15 protein-coding genes and 3 tRNA genes are annotated in these 17,259 nt (G+C 63.5%); 2 read left to right on the forward strand and 16 right to left on the reverse strand.

Annotation, left to right across the window (positions count from 1 at the left end; all coding sequences use genetic code 11):
* Positions 1–31: 31 nt before the first annotated feature.
* The 7 genes from truB to rimP all read right to left on the reverse strand — a co-directional run bounded on the left by truB (position 32) and on the right by rimP (position 6,991).
* The gene (gene truB, locus H7007_RS10070) at positions 32–937 is read right to left on the reverse strand and encodes a tRNA pseudouridine(55) synthase TruB (protein WP_287155123.1); all 906 of its coding nucleotides are present in this window, start codon (positions 935–937) and stop codon (positions 32–34) included.
* The gene (locus H7007_RS10075; protein WP_287155125.1) at positions 930–1,940 is read right to left on the reverse strand and encodes a DHH family phosphoesterase; all 1,011 of its coding nucleotides are present in this window, start codon (positions 1,938–1,940) and stop codon (positions 930–932) included. Before H7007_RS10075 ends, truB begins: the two co-directional genes overlap by 8 nt.
* Before the next feature lie 97 nt (positions 1,941–2,037).
* Positions 2,038–2,430, reverse strand: a complete 393-nt coding sequence (gene rbfA / locus H7007_RS10080) for a 30S ribosome-binding factor RbfA (RefSeq protein WP_287155126.1) — start codon at positions 2,428–2,430, stop codon at positions 2,038–2,040.
* Positions 2,431–2,488: 58 nt separating this feature from the next.
* Positions 2,489–2,776 (reverse strand): DUF503 domain-containing protein, encoded by a 288-nt coding sequence (locus H7007_RS10085; protein WP_350340643.1) that lies wholly within the window; start codon positions 2,774–2,776, stop codon positions 2,489–2,491.
* A gap of 13 nt (positions 2,777–2,789) precedes the next feature.
* Positions 2,790–5,204 (reverse strand): translation initiation factor IF-2, encoded by a 2,415-nt coding sequence (infB, locus tag H7007_RS10090; protein WP_287155127.1) that lies wholly within the window; start codon positions 5,202–5,204, stop codon positions 2,790–2,792.
* Positions 5,205–5,306: 102 nt separating this feature from the next.
* Positions 5,307–6,485: a transcription termination factor NusA gene (gene nusA, locus H7007_RS10095; RefSeq protein WP_287155128.1), complete on the reverse strand. Its 1,179-nt coding sequence runs from the start codon at positions 6,483–6,485 to the stop codon at positions 5,307–5,309.
* Positions 6,486–6,514: 29 nt separating this feature from the next.
* Positions 6,515–6,991 (reverse strand): ribosome maturation factor RimP, encoded by a 477-nt coding sequence (gene rimP, locus H7007_RS10100; protein ID WP_287155129.1) that lies wholly within the window; start codon positions 6,989–6,991, stop codon positions 6,515–6,517.
* A gap of 331 nt (positions 6,992–7,322) precedes the next feature.
* Between rimP and fusA the strand changes: the two genes are divergently transcribed.
* Positions 7,323–9,407, forward strand: coding sequence for an elongation factor G (gene fusA / locus H7007_RS10105; protein WP_287155130.1), 2,085 nt, complete (start codon positions 7,323–7,325; stop codon positions 9,405–9,407).
* Between the two features lie 680 nt (positions 9,408–10,087).
* Here the strand turns inward: fusA and H7007_RS10110 are convergent.
* The 4 genes from H7007_RS10110 to H7007_RS10125 form a co-directional block, all read right to left on the reverse strand.
* Entirely contained in the window at positions 10,088–10,594 is a 507-nt protein-coding gene (locus H7007_RS10110; protein ID WP_287155131.1) for an HIT family protein, read from the reverse strand.
* A complete protein-coding gene (thrS, locus tag H7007_RS10115; RefSeq protein WP_287155132.1) occupies positions 10,594–12,513 on the reverse strand; it encodes a threonine--tRNA ligase in 1,920 nt (639 codons plus the stop codon). The genes H7007_RS10110 and thrS overlap by 1 nt, the downstream gene beginning before the upstream one ends.
* Positions 12,510–13,106, reverse strand: coding sequence for a zinc ribbon domain-containing protein (locus tag H7007_RS10120; protein ID WP_287155133.1), 597 nt, complete (start codon positions 13,104–13,106; stop codon positions 12,510–12,512). The genes thrS and H7007_RS10120 overlap by 4 nt, the downstream gene beginning before the upstream one ends.
* A gap of 196 nt (positions 13,107–13,302) precedes the next feature.
* Positions 13,303–13,377: transfer RNA gene (locus tag H7007_RS10125), tRNA-Val, on the reverse strand.
* A 561-nt stretch (positions 13,378–13,938) separates the two neighbouring features.
* Here H7007_RS10125 and H7007_RS10130 point away from each other — a divergent pair.
* Complete coding sequence (locus tag H7007_RS10130; protein WP_287155134.1) at positions 13,939–14,964, forward strand: M48 family metallopeptidase; 1,026 nt, start codon at positions 13,939–13,941, stop codon at positions 14,962–14,964.
* Between the two features lie 221 nt (positions 14,965–15,185).
* On the opposite strand, the gene H7007_RS10135 is transcribed toward H7007_RS10130, so the two are convergent.
* The 5 genes from H7007_RS10135 to H7007_RS10155 form a co-directional block, all read right to left on the reverse strand.
* A tRNA-Cys gene (locus tag H7007_RS10135) sits at positions 15,186–15,259 on the reverse strand.
* A 52-nt stretch (positions 15,260–15,311) separates the two neighbouring features.
* Positions 15,312–15,387: transfer RNA gene (locus tag H7007_RS10140), tRNA-Gly, on the reverse strand.
* Positions 15,388–15,477: 90 nt separating this feature from the next.
* Positions 15,478–15,843: a hypothetical protein gene (locus H7007_RS10145; RefSeq protein WP_287155135.1), complete on the reverse strand. Its 366-nt coding sequence runs from the start codon at positions 15,841–15,843 to the stop codon at positions 15,478–15,480.
* A 39-nt stretch (positions 15,844–15,882) separates the two neighbouring features.
* On the reverse strand, positions 15,883–16,680 hold the full coding sequence (locus H7007_RS10150; RefSeq protein ID WP_287155136.1) for an RAD55 family ATPase: 798 nt from the start codon (positions 16,678–16,680) through the stop codon (positions 15,883–15,885).
* 343 nt (positions 16,681–17,023) lie between these two features.
* Complete coding sequence (locus tag H7007_RS10155; RefSeq protein ID WP_287155137.1) at positions 17,024–17,197, reverse strand: hypothetical protein; 174 nt, start codon at positions 17,195–17,197, stop codon at positions 17,024–17,026.
* Positions 17,198–17,259 lie beyond the last annotated feature (62 nt).

Below are 17,259 nucleotides of genomic sequence, written 5' to 3' on the forward strand. Positions count from 1 at the left end.
GTTCCCGACCGAAGCGAGCATCCCTTATCCGTCAGACCATGAGGCGCATCGGGCGCAACCGCATCGGCTTCCCCTCGACCTCGTAGACCCCCACCAGCTCGCCCTTCCAGGTCACAGCCAGGAACTCTCCCTCCGTCCACTCTTTCCACTCCTCCAGCATCTCCGGCATGAGGGGGGCACCGTGACGTGCCGCCCGTATACCATCCTGCCGCAGTTCCGCCACCCCCAAGCCCCTCAGGGCCTCCAGGGGGCTGAGCAGTCCGGGCTCCCCTCTTTCCACCCGGAGGGAGAGCTCCTCGAGGGTCAGCGCTTCCTCGATGCGGAAAGGGCCGGAGGCCAGCCTCCTCAGGCGCGCCAGCGTCCCTCCGCATCCCAAGCTCTTTCCCAGCCTTTGGGCCAGCTCCCTGACGTAGGTCCCGGGGGAGCAGCTCACCCTGAAGTCCACCTCCCCCTCGCCGGGGCGGAAGGCCAGCAACTCCGACTCATAGACCTCTACCCGCCTCGGCTTGCGGGGGACTTCCTCCCCCCTCCGGGCATAATAATACAGTGGTTTTCCGCGATGTTTCACCGCCGAGAAACGGGGGGGTTCCTGGTCAAAGCTCCCCACGAGGGAACGCACCGCCCGGCGGACCTCCTCCTCGCTCCCCCGGAAGGCGCTCCGGGAGGTTACCTTTCCCTCCAGGTCCAGGGTCTCGGTCTCCAACCCGAGGATCACCGTTCCCTCGTACACCTTGGGATCGCCGGGGACGAAGGGCGCCAGACGTGTGGCCCTCCCTGTGAGCACCACCATGAGCCCGGAGGCTTGGGGATCGAGCGTCCCGGCGTGGCCCGCCTTGCCTGCCCCCAACCTCTTTTTCACCTCCTGGACCAGGTCGTGGGATGTGGGACCCGGCGGTTTGTCCAGGAGAACCAGGCCGTCGACGCTCCTTTCAGCCATGGCGGCCTCTTCGCAGGACCTCAAGCAGACGGGCCAGGCTCCCCTCGATGTCCAGGTCGGAGGTGTAACCGGCGGCGTTGGCGTGCCCTCCGCCTCCCAGCGCCCTGGCTACGGGCCCTACCTCCGCCCCGTCGCGGGAGCGCAGGCTGACCCTGACCTTCCCATCCTCGAGCTCCTTGAGGATCGCGGCTACCCTGGTCCCCCTCACCGTGCGGAGGTGGTCTATGAGGTCCTCCGTCTCCGGGAGGGAAGCTCCCGTCTCCCGGAGATCGCGCTGGGTTATGTAACTGAACACCAAGCCGAGGTCCTCGAGCACCTCAGCCCTCTCCAGGGCTCGACCTACAAGGCGTGTATAGGAAAGGGACTGGCTCTCATAGACCTCCCTGGATATCAGGGCCAAGTCCGCTCCTGCGGCGGCCAGCTCCGAGGCCACCGCCAGCGCCTCCGGGCTGGTGTTGCGGTGTTGGAATCGCCCGGTATCGGTCACCAGCCCCGTGTAGAGGCAGGTGGCCACCTCGGGCGTCGACTCCCACCCCCCCGCACGCAGGAGGCGGTAGACAAGCTCGGACGTGGAGGAGGCTCCCGGATCCACCAGGTCCAGGTGCCCGAAGAGGTTGTTGTCCTCGTGGTGATCCACGTTCACCAGGAAGCGGGCCCCCTCGGCCTTGGGTCTCAGCCCTTCCAGCCGTTCCGCATTGCTGCAATCCAGGGCTATGAAGAGGTCCGCTCCCTCCGGGATTTCCTCGGGGTCGCGCAGCATCTCGCGCCCGGGAAGGAAGTGGTATTGCGGAGGGAACTGCTCGGGCCGGGGAAGGGCCGCATAGACCGCCTTTCCCTGGGCTGAGAGGGCCAGCGTCAGCCCCAGCAGGGAACCCAGCGCGTCCCCGTCGGGGTTCACATGCGATGAGAGGCAGACCACCGTGCTTTTCTCCACCGCCCGGACGGCGGCCTGCAGGTCTTCCTCCCTCACGGTGCGCCCTCGCGCATCAGGCTTGTCGGCCACAATTACCATTCCCCGTCGTTGCAGACCCGGAACCCGCCTCCCCTCCTCACTCCCCCGCCGCGCCTATCTGGCCGGGAAGCGGGCTCCTCAACTTACATCAGTCCACAAACTCCCCGCCGGTCTCCTCCTCCGGCTTCCCGGCGTCGCCCTCCTCCTGGAGGTGGCGGATTATGGTCTGAACCTTCTGGCTGGTCTCCGCCCCACGGTCCCGCTGCAGGACCAGCTCTGGAGTATACCTCAGGCGAACTCGCTTTCCCAGCTCACGGCGCAGGAAACCTCTGGCCTTCGTCAGGGCCTGCAGGGAAGCCTCCGATTCCTCGTCCGGGCCCAGGAAGCTCAACCACACCCTGGCCACACGCAGGTCCGGCGAGACCTCCACCTTGGTCACGGTGACGAATCCCACACGGGGGTCCTTGAGTTCCGCCTGGAGTATCTCCCCCAGGGCCTCCTTGCAAGCCTCGTTCACCCTCTTCATGCGCTCGGGTATCACGGCTTTCACCTCATGGACCGATCCCGCCGCCTCATGCTCTCTCTTCGCTGGACGGCGTTCAGGGAGTGAAGATGGTGATCGGGGAATCCAGGACCTCGGCCTTGCCCAGGGAACGGACGGCACGATCCACGCGGCTCAGGGTCTCCCTGGCGCTGTACTCGCTGTTGCTCACGCAGGTTATACCCAGACTGCACACCTGCCACAGGTCGTGCTTGTCCACCTCCGCCACGGCCACGTTGAAACGGCTCCGGGTGCGGTCGATGATGCTCTTAACCACCTGCCTCTTCTCCTTGAGGCTGCGACACTCCGGCAGGTAAAGTTCCATCCTAAGCGCCCCCACGTACACGGCGGCGACCTCCTCAGGAAACCGACGCCCCCTCTTCCGGCGGTTTTTCCCGCACCTCGATTACCTCTATTATGTCTCCCTCCTTGATGTCCTGGAAGTTCTCCAGGCCCACGCCGCATTCGTAGCCCGCGGACACCGACCTCACGTCGTCCTTGAAGCGCCGGAGGGAAGCGACGCCCCCCTCGTAGATTATGGTTCCGTCCCTCACCAGGCGCACCCTCGAGTTGCGGGTGATCTCCCCCTCCTTGACCAGGGCTCCGGCCACCGTTCCCTGACGGGGTATACGGAAGGTGGCCCTGACCTCTAGGAGGCCCGTCCTTACCTCCTCGTATTCCGGCTTGAGCATGCCTCGAAGAGCCGCCTCCATGTCCTCCAGGAGCTGGTAGATGACCCGGTAGGTACGGATCTCCACCCGTTCCCTCTCCGCCATCTCCTGGGTCTTGGAATCGGGGCGCACGTTGAAACCCAGTATCACCGCCCCGGAGGCCTTGGCCAGCATGACGTCGTTCTCGTTTATGGCTCCCACGCCGGCATGGATGATCTTGACCGCTATGTCCCCCACCTTCAGCTTGAGGACCGAGTCGCGGACCGCCTCCACGGAGCCCTGGGTGTCCCCCTTGATTATCAGGTTGAACTCCTGGGCCTCCCCTTCCTGGATCTGGCGGAAGAGGTCCTCCAGGGTGAGCGTGCGGGCCGGCCGTCGCTCTCCCTCGGCCCTTTCCCTGGCCAGCCTGGCCTCCACGAGGGCTCGGGCCTTCTTCTCGTCCTCCACCACGACGAACTCGTCGCCGGCCTCGGGCACGGTGTTCAAGCCCAGGACCTCCACGGGCATGGAGGGCCCGGCATGGTCCACGGTCCTGCCCCGGTCGTCGAGTAGGGCCCGGGCTCTCCCGTAGGCCTTTCCTGCCACCAGGGCGTCCCCCCGCCTCAAGGTACCCCTCTTCACCAGCAAGGTGGCCACCGGGCCCCTCCCCTTTTCCAGGCGGGCCTCGATGATGTATCCCCTGGCCGCGGCGTCCGGATTGGCACGCAGGTCGTGGATCTCGCCCAGGAGGAGGATCATCTCCAGCAGGTGGTCAAGGTTGGTCCCCTCCTTTGCCGAGACGTCCACGAACACCGTATCCCCTCCCCATTCCTCCGGCACCAGGTTGAACTCCGTCAGCTGCTGCCGTACTCGGGTGGGGTTGGCCTCCGGCTTGTCGATCTTGTTCACCGCCACCATTATGGGCACCCCGGCCGCCCGGGCATGGTCTATGGCCTCGATGGTCTGGGGCATGACCCCGTCGTCGGCGGCCACCACCAGTACAGCGAGGTCGGTAACCTTGGCCCCCCTGGCCCGCAAGGCGGTGAAGGACTCGTGGCCCGGCGTGTCGATGAAGGTGATCCTCTGTCCCTGATACTCCACCACCGAGGCGCCGATGTGCTGCGTGATGCCGCCCATCTCGCGATCGGTGACGTTAGTCTTACGGATGGCGTCCAGAAGGGAGGTCTTCCCGTGATCCACGTGCCCCATCACCGTGACCACGGGGGGGCGGGGGCGCAGTGATTCCGGTGCGTCCTCCTCAAGGGTTATCTCCTCGGTCATCCTGGTCTTTATCTCCAGCTCTATCCCCAGTTCCACCGCCAGCAACTGCAGGTAATCGTCAGGGATGGGGTGGTCGAAGTCCAACCTCTCTCCCAGGCCGGCCAGGAGTCGGACTATCTCTATCGGCCTCTTCCCCACCCTCTGCGCGAACTCCTTGACCGTTATGCCCGAGGGGACGCGGAGAGCCTTGCGCATGGGCTTGGTGATCGGCTCCCGTGCCGCCCTCTCTCGGGCCGCCTTTTCCCTCTCACGGACCGGGTGATGTCTTGCGGGTGCCGCCTCCGGCCTTCCCCTGCTGCTCGGGACCTCGCGCCTCTCCTTAGGCGGTACGGCTCGCGGGCGGGTCTCCCGGCGGACCTCCTGCCCCTCTCCCACCGAGGCTTGGGGCTTGGCCTGGGGTACGGCTTCCGCGGCTCTCGTGCCGGAAGTAACGGCTTGAGGAGCTTCCTCCTCCTTTGCCTCTGCAGCCGTGGGCTTCCCCGGCTCCGCTTCCTTCACCGCGGTCCCCTCCGCGGAGGTTGGAGAGGCCTTCTCCTTCCTCCCCGAACGGGCGGCCGGGGTGGGTGCGGCCTTTGTCGCCGGCTTTCCCTCTTTCCGCGGTCCTTTGTCTGCCTTCTCCTCTTTCGCCTCCGCCTTCGCCGCGGGAGCCTTCGCCGGGGCCCTCTTCCGTGGGGTGGCGGCTTTCTTGCCCTTGACCTTCTCCGTGACCGCCTTCTCCAACTCCTCGTTCACGGCGGAAAGCGGGTTCTGGATGTCCTGCCCCATGGACTGGAGGACCTCCAGGAGCTCCTTGCTGGTGATACCCAGTTCTTTGGCCAGTTGGTGAACCCTTTTCCCCGCCATGACCCTTCCTTCCCGGCCGGATGTACTCCGTCACGCGGCAGTTGTTGGCCAAGATCTCTTGACGGCCACAGATATATCATAAACCAAGAGCGGCATGCTTCCTCACCCTTCCTCGGTGGTCCCCGAATCCCCCGCTTCCGTTGCCGGTTCCGCAGGCTCTTCACCCACCCCTGCTGGTTCCGTCGTCTGTCCCGGCCCCGACGATTCTACGGATCCCGTGGTCTCTTCCGGCCCCTCCGACTCCTCCTCGGCGCCGGATGCCCTCCAGGCCTCGCTCGGCTTTCCCGCCTGTGCTACGAAGGCCTCCTCTCCCTCGCCCGCCTGGGATTCGCTACGGATGTCGATGCGCCAGCCGGTCAGCTTCGCCGCCAGGCGGGCGTTCTGTCCCTCTCGGCCGATGGCCAGTGAAAGCTGGCTGTCGGGGACGATGACTTCGCACATCTGTTCTTCGGGATGGTAGATGACCTTCTTCACCGTGGCCGGGCTCAAGGCGTGGGCCACGAATTCCTCCGGCTTCGGGCTCCAGGGGACGATGTCCACCTTCTCGCCCCTCAGTTCGTTCACCACCGTGCGCACCCGGGAACCTCTGGCTCCCACGCAGGCCCCTACGGGGTCCACGTTGCGGTCGTTGGACATCACGGCTATCTTGGAGCGATGTCCGGGTTCTCTGGCCACCGCCTTTATCTCCACGTACCCGTCGGCTATCTCCGGGACCTCCATCTCGAAGAGGCGCTTCAGGAGCCCGGGGTGGGTACGTGAGACGATGATCTGCGGCCCCTTGCTCGAGCGCCTCACCTCCACTACATAAACCTTAATCCTCATCCCGTGGCGGTACCTCTCCCCGGGCATCTGTTCCGAGTGGGGGAGGAGGGCCTCCACCTTTCCGAGGTCCACGAGAGTGTAGCGCTGTTCGGACTGCTGGACTATGCCGGTGACGATATCCCCCACCTTCTCCTGATACTCCTCGTAGACCAGATCCCGCTCCGCCTCACGTATGCGTTGCAGTATGACCTGCTTGGCCGTCTGAGCGGCGATGCGGCCGAAGTCCCGGGGGGTCACCTCCACATCGCGAACCTCCCCCGTTTCCTCGTCCTCACGGCGGGCGAAGACGTGGATGCTTCCCGTCTCCCGGTTGACCTCCACCCTGGCGTCTTCGGAATGGGGATAGTTCTTCTTGTAGGCCGAAAGGAGGGCAGCTTCCAGAGCCTGGATGATCAGCTCGGCGTCGATGCCCTTTTCCCTCTCTATCTGCCGCAGGGCTTCAAGCCAATCGTGGTTCATCGGCATCCACTCCCCCTGGCGGAGCACCATCACCAGGGAGGCTCAAAGTAGAGCCTCGTCCTCTTGAGCGCCTGGTAGGGGAATACCAGCTCCTCGTCTTCCACCTTCACGGTTATGCCTTCCTCGTCGGCATCGAGAAGCAGTCCGCGTAGCTTCTGCCTCCCCTCGAAGGACTGCCTGAGCAGTAGTTCCACCTCCCGGCCGCGGAAGCTTCGGAACTCCCTCGGCTTGCGCAGCACCCTCTGCAGGCCCGGCGATTCCACCTCCAGGTTGTAGCTCTCCTGGATGACGTCCTCCACGTCCAGGTACCGCCCTATGAGCTCGCTCATCTCCGCGCAGGTGTCCACGTCTATGCCGCCCTCACGGTCCAGGCAGACGGTCACCACCAGGCGCCGCCCCCTCCTTTCCACGAAGACGGAGATCAACCTCACGCCACTGCCCTCGAGGCACGGTTCGATGATCCCCTCCAGCCTCTCCTCCATCTCCTCGAAGGGCGAAGCGTGCATCACGACCCCTCTCGCCAAACAAAAAGTGGGCGCTTGCCCACCTCGGCTTCCGCTCTCGTTTCTGGGCGAATTATATCATACTCCCTGTGGGTCAACAATATAGGCCCACTCTCGAAATCCCGCGTCGAGCGGCGCTTCGAGGCGGGGTTCTCCTTCCATGCCGTAGCTCAGGGGCGAAGGCGCGTGCGTGGTCGTGGCCTTCCCCCATAGCGTTTTCCATCCGGATGCGTTTTGGGCGGGGTTTTCCATCCATGCTGTAGCTTAGGGCCGGAGGCGCGCTTATAATATTTAGGGTTAAGAACGGGACCGAGCGAAAAGGACAGGGATAGGCATGGAAAAGTACGCGACGGAAAAGATCCGCAACGTGGGCCTCTTCGGCCACAACGACTCCGGGAAGACCTCGCTCGCCGAGGCCGTCCTCTACAACGCCGGGGTGATCAAGCGCCTGGGCAAGGTGGACGAGGGCAACACGGTGAGCGATTTCGACCCCGATGAACAGAAGCGCGGGATATCCGTAAAGGCCACTCCCCTGACCTTCGAATGGAGGGGGCACAAAATAAACCTCATCGACACCCCGGGCTTCGCCGATTTCATCGGCGAGGTGGTCTCCACCCTGAGGGTCATCGACGGGGCCGTCTTCGTCATCTCCGCCGTGGCCGGGGTGGAGGTACAGACGGAGATAATCTGGAAGATGGCCGACGAATACGGATACCCCCGCATCGTGTTCGTGAACAAGATGGACCGGGAGAACGCCAGCTTCCAGCGCTGCCTCGACCAGCTGACGGAGCTCTACGGTTCCCGCGTGGTCCCCTTCCAGCTGCCCATAGGAGAGGAACACCAGTTCCGTGGAGTGGTGGACCTCATCGCCAATAAGGCCTTCGTCTACGGCGAGGGCGGGAAAGCGGAGGAGACGGAGATACCTTCGGAGATGGCCGAGCAGGTGCAGGCGGCCCGGGAGAAGGTCATAGAGGGAGCGGCGGAGGCCAGCGACGCGCTGATGGAGAAATACCTGGAGGGCGAGGAGCTCGACGAGAAGGAGGTGCTCGACGCCCTTCTCTCGGGGGTCTCGGAGGGGACCCTGGTCCCGGTCCTCTGCGGGAGCGCCACGCGCAACGTCGCCGTAGACCTCCTGACCGCAGCCATGGTCAACACCCTTCCCTCGCCGCTCCGCCTTCAGGAGGTGCGCGGTACCCGCAGGGGTGGAGGGGAGGAGCTCTCTTTCCCCGCTCGCGAGGACGCGCCCCTGGCGGCGCTGGTCTTCAACACCATCTCCGACCCCTACGTGGGACGGCTCTCCTACTTCCGTGTCTTCTCGGGCACCCTGAGGTCCGACAGCACGGTGTACAACGCCTCGCGCGACAGGGAGGAGAGAGTGGGACAGGTCTTCGTGGTGCGTGGAAAGACCCAGATACCGGTGAAAGAATTGCCCGCCGGGGACATAGGCGGTGTGGCCAAACTCTCCGACACCTCCACGGGAGACACCCTTTGTGACAAGGAGAATCCCATCCTGCTGCCCCCCATCGAGTTCCCGGAGCCCATCATGTCCCTGGCCGTGGAGCCCCTGAGCAAGGGGGACGAGGACAAGCTCTCCACGGCCCTCGCCCGCCTGGCCGAAGAGGACCCCACCCTGACCGTTCACCGGGACACGGAGGTCAAGCAGACCATCATCTCCGGCATGGGGGAGATGCACCTGGACATCATGATGGAGCGCATGTCCCGCAAGTTCGGGGTCAACGTGAGGACGGAACTCCCCCGTGTCCCCTACAAGGAGACCATACGAAAGACGGCCCGGGCGGAGGGAAAACACAAGAAACAGACCGGCGGGCACGGCCAGTTCGGCATCGCCTGGGTGGAGATAGAGCCACTGGAGAGAGGCAAGGGCTTCGAGTTCGTGGACAAGATTGTGGGGGGCGTGATCCCCAAGCAGTTTATCCCCTCGGTTGAGAAGGGCATCCGCAAAGCCATGGAGGAGGGGTACCTGGCCGGATACCCCATCGTGGACCTGCGGGCCACGGTGTACGACGGAAAGTATCACCCCGTGGACTCCTCGGACATCTCCTTCCAGATAGCCGGCTCCCTGGCCCTGAAGAACGCCATGGCCGAGGCCGACCCCTTTCTCCTGGAGCCCATCATGAACGTGGAGATACTGGTCCCCGAGGCCTTCATGGGAGACGTCATGGGCGACCTCAACGCCAAACGGGGGCGCATCCTGGGCATGGAGGCCGTGGGCGGGCTCCAGCGCGTGCGGGCACAGGTTCCCCTGGCGGAGATGCTCCGCTACTCCATCGACCTGCGCTCCATAACCGGCGGGCGGGGCACCTTCCGCATGGAGCTGTCCCATTACGAGGAAGTCCCCTCGCACATAGCGGCCAAGATCATCGAGGCCGCCAAGCAGGAGCGGGAGAAGAAAGAATAGGCGCCTCGGTTCGGTCTCTCAAGGGCAAGAGATAGAAGAGATAGTGGCTGCAGGGCACCGGCCGCCGGACAGAAGCCCACCCTTCGCGAGTCCGGCCGTATCGCCCGCCTCCACGGCGCCGCACAGGGGACATCCTGCTCACATCCCGGTGCCCGTGAAGGCTTTCATCCCCTCCAAAGCGGTTTAATCCCACCCCGCATCAGGGGCTGGCCCAACCGCTGCACACCGGCGGTGGTATCCACCGGCTCCAGAACCTCCTCCCGACGTGGGCGAGGACAGCGCCAAGACGATGGTGCCCGAATACCAGCCCTCATCCCATTACGGCTTCCATCCTGGGTTCCGGAAACCCCTGAGATGGCGCCAAGAAATTCATGTCCACCCTCAAGCCTCCCTCCTACAACTTCAGTCTTGAAAAAGATGGCGTCAAGAGATTTGTATCCACCATTTAGCCTTCCTCCTCCAGCTTCGGTTTCGCAAAGCCACGAAGCCTCCTCTGGCCGCGCCTCTCGTTCTCATTCTTTAAGATGAGGTAAAGAACGGAGAGGAGACTTTGCTCCGAGGAGAAGGCTCGATGGTCTTGGTTCGCCTTTTTACTTCCTTTCAGTTCCTCTCCAGCTGGTTGGTGGTGTAGATGTAGCGACGTACCTTCTCGGGACAGCGGAGATGAGCGGTTACGCGGCCTACTCCTCCCTGCGCAGCAGGCGCTCCAGCGCCTCCCTTAATCTGGAATAATTTTCCTCCAAAGACTCGGGCATCACCTTGGCCCCAGCCACCACGGGCATGAAGTTGGTGTCCCCCTGCCACCTGGGGACCACGTGCATGTGCAGGTGTTCGTCGTATCCCGCCCCGGAGACCTTGCCCAGGTTCATCCCCAGGTTGAAACCCTGGGGTTGCATGGCCTCCTTTATGGTTTCCACGGCCAGCACGGTGAGGCGCATCAGCTCCTCCATCTCCGCGGGCTCCAGGCGCTCCAGCTCCCCCACGTGCCGGTAAGGGCTCACCATCAGGTGGCCTGTGTTGTAGGGAAAGAGGTTCATGATAATGAAGCATCTCTCCCCGCGGTGCAGGATGAGGGAAGAGCGGTCGTCGCCCTCCCTCGGCTTGGTGCAGAAGATGCACTCCCCCTCCCGGTCCTCCTGGGCCATGCGGATGTACTGCATGCGCCATGGCCTCCACAGGCGTTCCATCACTCCACCCACTCCCCGGTCTCGGCTCGCCCTTCGACCATCGCCTTCAGCCGGTCCAGGAACTCGCGCAGGGGCACTCCCCGCACGTCACGGCCCGCCCGGTCGCGGACGCTCACCGTCTCCCCCTCCACCTCGCGGTCCCCCACCACCAGGGTGAAGGGTATCTTCAGCAGTTGAGCCCTCCTCACCTTCATGCTCACCGTCTCCCGGTCCTCGTCGACCTCCACCCGGAGGCCCTCCGCCGCCAGGACGTCCCGCACCCTCCGGGCGTACTCCAGGTGCCGGTCGGCGATGGGGACCACCACCACCTGCACCGGCGCCAGCCAGGGGGGCAGCTCGCCGGCGTAATGCTCCAGGAGCACGCCGTAAAACCTCTCTATCCCGGCCAGAACCACGCGGTGGATGACCACGGGACGGTGGGGGCGGTTGTCCTGCCCCGTGTAATGGAGGTCGAACCTTTCCGGGAGGTTGAAGTCCGCCTGCACCGTGGGCCCTTGCCATGACCTCCCGATGGCGTCCTTGAGCTTCACGTCGATCTTGGGCCCGTAGAAGACGCCCTCCCCGGGGTCCACCTGGAAGGGGATGCCCATCTCCTGCAGGGAGTCCCGCAGTGCGGAGGTGGCTTTCTCCCACAGCTCGTCGCTCCCCACCGACTTCTCCGGACGGGTGCTCAAATAGACCTCGAAGTCGCGGAAACCGAAGGTACGCAGGGAGTGAAAGGCGAACTCCAGGCACTCCTCCACCTGCTCCCGCAGCTGGTCCTCGCGGCAGAAGATGTGCGCGTCGTCTTGGGTGAAGCCCCGGACCCGCATGAGGCCGTGCAGAACCCCGGACCTCTCATGGCGGTATACCGTCCCCAGCTCGAAGAACTTCAGGGGCAATTCCCGGTAGGAGCGGGGACGGGTCTTGTATATCAGCACGTGCCCGGGACAGTTCATGGGCTTGACCACGTATTCCACGCCCTCCTTCTCGAAGACGTACATGTTCTCCCGGTAGTAGTCCATGTGTCCGGACTCGTGCCAGAGGCGGCCGCGGAACAGATGGGGAGTGATGACCATCTGGTACCCCCTCTTGCGGTGTTCCTCCTTGAGGAAATCTTCTATTATGCCCCGTAGGACCGCTCCGCGCGGATGGTAGAAGACCACCCCCGGACCCGCTTCCTCGTGGAAGCTGAAGAGGTCCAGCTCCCTCCCCAGCCTGCGGTGGTCCCTCCTTTCCGCCTCTCTCAGGAAATCCAGGTAGGCGGCCAGTTCCTCCTCCTGCCGGAAGGCCGTCCCGTAGATGCGCTGGAGCATGGGCCGCGTCTCGTCGCCACGCCAGTAGGCCCCGGCCAGGCTGAGGAGCCTGAAGTGCCGCAACCGGCCGGTGGATGGGAGATGGGGACCGCGGCAGAGGTCCACGAAATCCCCCTGGCGGTAGAGGGTCACCTCCTCTTCGGGGATCTCCTCCAGCAGCTCCACCTTGTAGTCCTGGCCCAGGCTACGGAAGAGCTCCACGGCCTCCGCCCGGGAGCGGACCTCCCTACGCAGCGGCAGGTCGCGTTCCACTATGTCCGCCATGCGCTGTTCGATGCGCGGCAGGTCCTCGGGGGTTATGGGTTCCCGGAGGTCGAAATCATAATAGAACCCGTCCTTTATGGCCGGGCCAACGGCCAGTTTGGTCCCCGGAAAGAGCTCCATGACCGCCTGGGCCATGACATGGGAGGCGGTGTGCCGGTATATCTCCTTTCCCTCCTCGTCATCCCAGGTGACCAGCTCCAGTGAACCCTCCTCCAACGGACGGGAGAGGTCCACGATTTCCCCGTTCAGCCGGGCGGCGACGGCGCTGTCCTCGTCCATCCCCACCGTGCGAACCAGGAAGTCCAGTACCGTGGTCCCCTCCTCCACGTGGTATTCCGTTCCGCCGAACCTTACCTTCAACCCGCGCCTCCCTTGATATCCACCAGTTCGGCCTCTATCTCCAAATCCAGGTCCTCGAGGTCCTTCACTATCTGCTCCCCCAGCATGCGCACCCGGAGGGTTATCTCCTTTCCCTTCCCTTCCCACTCTTCACCCAGGAGGGCCAGGACCTTGAGGGCATGGGCTATGCTCTGGCGTCCTCTGGCCTGCAACCGGGCCCTGTACCCGGCATTCAGTATGTCGTCCAACCGCCTCATGAGCTCCGCCCCGTCCATCTCACCGTCCACACGGATGGGCTGGGAGTGCAGGCCCTCCTCCTCCTGGCGCTCCTTCCACGTTCTTCTCTCCGTGTATTCACGCACCTCTTCCTCGGGCACCAACAGGGCCTCCGGATCCTCGAAGGCGAAGCCGCAACGCAGGCAGAAGGGGGATTCGACGGGGCTGAGCTCCCCGCAGCTTGGACAGCGCAATCGCGCACCGATGTTGTTCTCCCTCAAGCGCCGTGCCCTCTCCTCCGCCTCCGCCGACCTCTCCATGACCTTGAAGCGCGTGTAGCAGAGGTAGCAGTACTGGGCGTCGTCAGGGTTCTCGGCCTGGCATTGCGGACATTTCATCTCACTCCGCTCCCTCCGACCGACCGGGCGCCTTTGAAGCCCGGCGCATCGATCTCATACCGGCGACGTCTCCGCCGCTCCACTTTTCCGCTTTCCCTAAGCCCTAAAAAGGCGCGCGGCAGGCGATGTCCTTCGCCACCGCGCCTTGAGCATCCGTCTATCACCAGACCCCGCTCAGTTCCGGGAAGTTTCTGGCTGGTGGGCGCGGAGGGGATTGAACCCACGACCTCTTCCGCGTCAAGGAAGCGCTCTCCCACTGAGCTACGCGCCCGCAGCTTCATTATTTTCGGGTATTTATTCCTTTTTGGCAACTGCCCCCACAATCCCCGCACGATGGGCATTCCGCTCTCTACAGGTAACCTTCCCAAGGCGAGAAAGCGTATTCCTTATGGGTCACAAACCATTCTGGCGAAGCCGGAATCCGGGCTCCCTCACTCCTTCCGCAGTCAGCCGCATGCTTTCCCCGGGCGTCGAGATACCGTCCGATCTATGCTATCGGGCAAGCCGGCTCCGGTCTTGAGCCACCGCCAGACCGCCAGAGGTTCACTCGCTCTCCTTCCTTCTCCCGAATGCCAAGGGCCGGAACGTCTTGGGTCGCAGCTGGTCCGGGGTCAACCCACGCCTTTCCCGCGCCGATGAAAAGAGGGGCGCCATTCCGGAAGGGAGCCGCGCCCGTGTGGAGCCGGATAAGGTCGGGTCCTCATGTGATCCCCGTGGTCGACGTGCGGGTTTACGGCCCTCCGGTCAAAGGGGCTCGCGGATTCCCTTTCCGGCATCGACGGAGAGGGGACGGCCGGCCGAGACGGTGCTTCACCATATCCCTTTGAAGGTGATGAGCATGCAGCCAAAGGACTTCTTCTCGCTGCTCCAGGCCAACAGGCGGCGCATGTTCCTGCTCTTCTTCGTGTTCTCCTGCCTGGTAATGGGGCTTTCCTCCGCCGGGGTCTTCCTCGTGCGCCGGCTCCTCGCTGCCAGGGCGGATTTCTGGCTCACTCTCCTGCTCTTCTGGCTTCTCTACCTCCTGTACGCCATCCTGCGCTTCGCCCTGGGGGGAAGGTGGATCCTCAATCTGGTGGCCGCGCTGCCGCCCGGACAGGTGGACCGCAGGTTGGAGAACGCCTTACAGGCAGCTCTGCTGGGCACGGGGACGGACATCCACGTACGCCTCTTGGAGATCCCGCACCCGGACATCAACTCCTTCTCCTTTGCCCTCCCTGACGGCTCCCATGCCCTCTTCGTCACCAGAGGGGTGGCGGAGAAGCTTCCGGAACGGGAACGAGAAGCGGTAATGGCTCACGAGCTGGCGCACATCACATCCGGGGACACCATGATCCAGAGCGTCCTCCTCCGGCTGGTGGGGCCGGGGCCCTCCCTGGGCCGCTCCACCTCGTGGTTCACCAGGGCATCATACCGGGGGCTGCCGGCCCTCCTCGCCATCCCCCTCACGGCCCTGGTCCTGACCGCGGCACTGAACTCGGGACGCAAGCCCTCTCCCGCCTTCCTCTATCCCCTTTCCCTGGCCCTTCTCTTCGCCGTACTGGCGTCCCTCATGTCCCTTCTCCTGTACCGCCTCATGCGCCTCTTCCTCGACCGGGAGAGGGAATATTATGCCGACCTTCAGGCCTCCTACATCCTCCGCGACCCGGAAGCCGTGTACCTGGCGGTGGAACACGCCTCCGAGGACGTGCGGGACATCATGCTCCTCCCTCGCAACCTGGACGCCATTCTCTTCCACCCGGTGGTGGACTACGCCTCCTATCGCCCCTTTCGGACCCAGCCTACCATGGCCGAGCGCATGCGCCGCCTGGAAGAGTGTTTTCCGGCTCTCTCCACCGGGGAGCGTCACCCGGCCTCCTGACGGCGATAAAGCAGCCACGCTATCCGCCCCGCATCGCCGCTCCGATTCACGGACAGGTTGCCCCACCCTCCCGAAGGGCCTCATCCGGAGGCAATGCATCCGTAAAAAGGGGCGAGCCGGGACGAGCTTTCATTTCCGGCGGAGTGGCTCGCCTGCAGTGAGGGTGGCCTTGGCCTCCGAGATGGACGAACGAAAAAGGCCCTTCCGGGCCCTTCAGGTGCTGGAGGCGGCGACCGGATTCGAACCGGTGATCAAGGTTTTGCAGACCTTTGCCTTACCACTTGGCCACGCCGCCCGGTCTCGCAATATCGCAATTAAGGGTAGGCTTTCCGCCTACCCTTCCTCTCTGGAGCGGAAGACGGGACTCGAACCCGCGACCCTCACCTTGGCAAGGTGATGCTCTACCAACTGAGCCACTTCCGCCCGATCCACCGGTGCTTATTTTAACATCAGGAGTGCCGTTTCTCAAGATTTCGCTCCTCGAGATGCATCAACTTTCGATACCCCGGCCCGTCAGCGCCTGGCCTCCTTCTGGAGCACCTTACTCACGATTATCAGCCTGCTGGCCCTGTCCTTTAACGCCCGCTTGAACTCGATGACCATCTTCTCGAAATCCGGCTCCGGTTTATAGGCGTATATGGTCTCCGTCCCTCCCTGGCCCCTGTACTCCCTGACCAGGATGCCCTTGTCGGCCAACCTTTCCAGGTAGGGCTCGATATCCGAGCCCAGGCGCCCGATGCTCATGGCGATGCTGGAAGGGGAGCCGACGGTGTACGGATTCTCGTGGAAGAAGAGTATGAGATCCCAGCTGATGAAGGAATCTATATATTCCTCCACGAAAGCGCCGACCTGCGGATCCAGGTTCTCGAAATCGAGCATTACCTCTTGCGACCTTTCAAGCCGTACACTTCAACCGCTTCACTTGAAGAACTCCTCAGCCCTGCGCACCCTGCGGCTCACGGAGGGATTTCCGGTCAGGATGCCCTCTCTCCCCTCAAAGGCCTCCTCCACCCTCACCCCCTGGGAGGTGATGCTCATGCGCCTGATCCTCTTGTCGTGATCCGACGCCCGGTGTTTGAGCACGAAGATGGCCCGGTCCACGCTGGAGCTTATCTCCACGTAGCGCAGTTGGATGATGGTGTCCACGATATAGGAGAGCCCGGCCTCGGCAACGCTCATGTTCCCCGTGATGTAGGCGTCCTCCTGGGTCACTACCGCGGTTATGTTGTAGCGGAGCAGGCCGTTCAGGAAGGTGTACATTATCTCCCGGAGTTCCACAGGGTCCTGGGTGATGCGTTCCAGCTGGGTCATGGAATCCACGAAGACCCTCTTCACGGAGATCTCCTCGATGGTGCGGTCGAAGATTCCGCCCGGTTGCTGGATCTCACGCAGGAAGACGGCGGGCGTGGTGAATATGGTGCGCAACTGGTCCCGCCGCTCGAACTCCCGGAGGTCAAAGCCTATGGACAACGCGTCGCGGTAGAGCTGGCGCGGGAACTCCTCGAAGGTTATGATCAGGCCCGGCTCCCCGTAATCCCTTATCCCTTTGGCAATATATTCCATGCCAATACAGCTCTTACCGGTCCCCGGAGCGCCTTTGACCACGGCTACGGAGTTGGAGAGGAGACCGCCCCCCAACATCTCGTCCAGCCCTGATATTCCCGTGGGAACCCTTTCCGAGTTCTCGTTCCTCGCGCTGCTTTCGCTCATAAACATGATTATCACCCGTCCCTGGCTCGGCGTTCAACCCCTGCGGCGCTCGGCTTTCTCCCGCGCTCGGTCTTCCTTCCGCAACACCTCGCTCACTTCGATGACCACAGCGCTTGAATCATTCTCTCCTGCCTCTCGTTCTCCCTGGCTTAAGGGAGTCACCGCGATGCCCCGTCGAGCATCGCGGGAGTCATCCCCGGCAACGTTGTCGGGTGTACCTCTCTTCCAGGCTGCGACCATCCCCCCACCTGCCCTCACTCTTCTCCATCCCCTTTTCCCCGAAAGGGGTGTCGGGGCGGCAGGAGCCGCCCCGACCGGTTGAAGGACGAGATGCGATGAGGCCGCTCGATCAATGCAGGAAGCAGCGATGACAGAAGGAATCGTCTATATCCTTCTTCATCCTCCCGCAGTAAGCCCGGAAGCCCCGCAGCTCGAGGGTCTCCGCGTCGCGGAGCTCCCGCAGGACATGCAGGTCATCGCACCAGTAGAAGTCGTCCAAACGCAGCTTTGGTGCTTCTTTCATGCTCCCACCTCGTTACTCATGTTGAACAAAATTATATATATTTAACAATTTCAACATTAATA

It is taken from the genome of Candidatus Solincola tengchongensis, assembly GCF_015711935.1.
In the GTDB taxonomy this organism is placed as follows: Bacteria; Actinomycetota; Geothermincolia; order Geothermincolales; family RBG-13-55-18; genus Solincola_A; species Solincola_A tengchongensis.

Excerpts from the sequence above, each read along its gene's own strand:
- H7007_RS10110 (WP_287155131.1), bottom strand. The coding sequence starts at position 10,594 with ATGGAACGCCTGTGGAGGCCATGGCGCATGCAGTACATCCGCATGGCC.
- truB (WP_287155123.1), bottom strand. The coding sequence starts at position 937 with ATGGCTGAAAGGAGCGTCGACGGCCTGGTTCTCCTGGACAAACCGCCG.
- infB (WP_287155127.1), bottom strand. The coding sequence starts at position 5,204 with ATGGCGGGGAAAAGGGTTCACCAACTGGCCAAAGAACTGGGTATCACC.
- H7007_RS10150 (WP_287155136.1), bottom strand. The coding sequence starts at position 16,680 with ATGTTTATGAGCGAAAGCAGCGCGAGGAACGAGAACTCGGAAAGGGTT.
- nusA (WP_287155128.1), bottom strand. The coding sequence starts at position 6,485 with ATGAACCACGATTGGCTTGAAGCCCTGCGGCAGATAGAGAGGGAAAAG.
- H7007_RS10120 (WP_287155133.1), bottom strand. The coding sequence starts at position 13,106 with ATGAAATGTCCGCAATGCCAGGCCGAGAACCCTGACGACGCCCAGTAC.
- H7007_RS10155 (WP_287155137.1), bottom strand. The coding sequence starts at position 17,197 with ATGAAAGAAGCACCAAAGCTGCGTTTGGACGACTTCTACTGGTGCGAT.
- H7007_RS10130 (WP_287155134.1), top strand. The coding sequence starts at position 13,939 with ATGAGCATGCAGCCAAAGGACTTCTTCTCGCTGCTCCAGGCCAACAGG.
- rimP (WP_287155129.1), bottom strand. The coding sequence starts at position 6,991 with ATGCACGCTTCGCCCTTCGAGGAGATGGAGGAGAGGCTGGAGGGGATC.
- fusA (WP_287155130.1), top strand. The coding sequence starts at position 7,323 with ATGGAAAAGTACGCGACGGAAAAGATCCGCAACGTGGGCCTCTTCGGC.
- H7007_RS10145 (WP_287155135.1), bottom strand. The coding sequence starts at position 15,843 with ATGCTCGATTTCGAGAACCTGGATCCGCAGGTCGGCGCTTTCGTGGAG.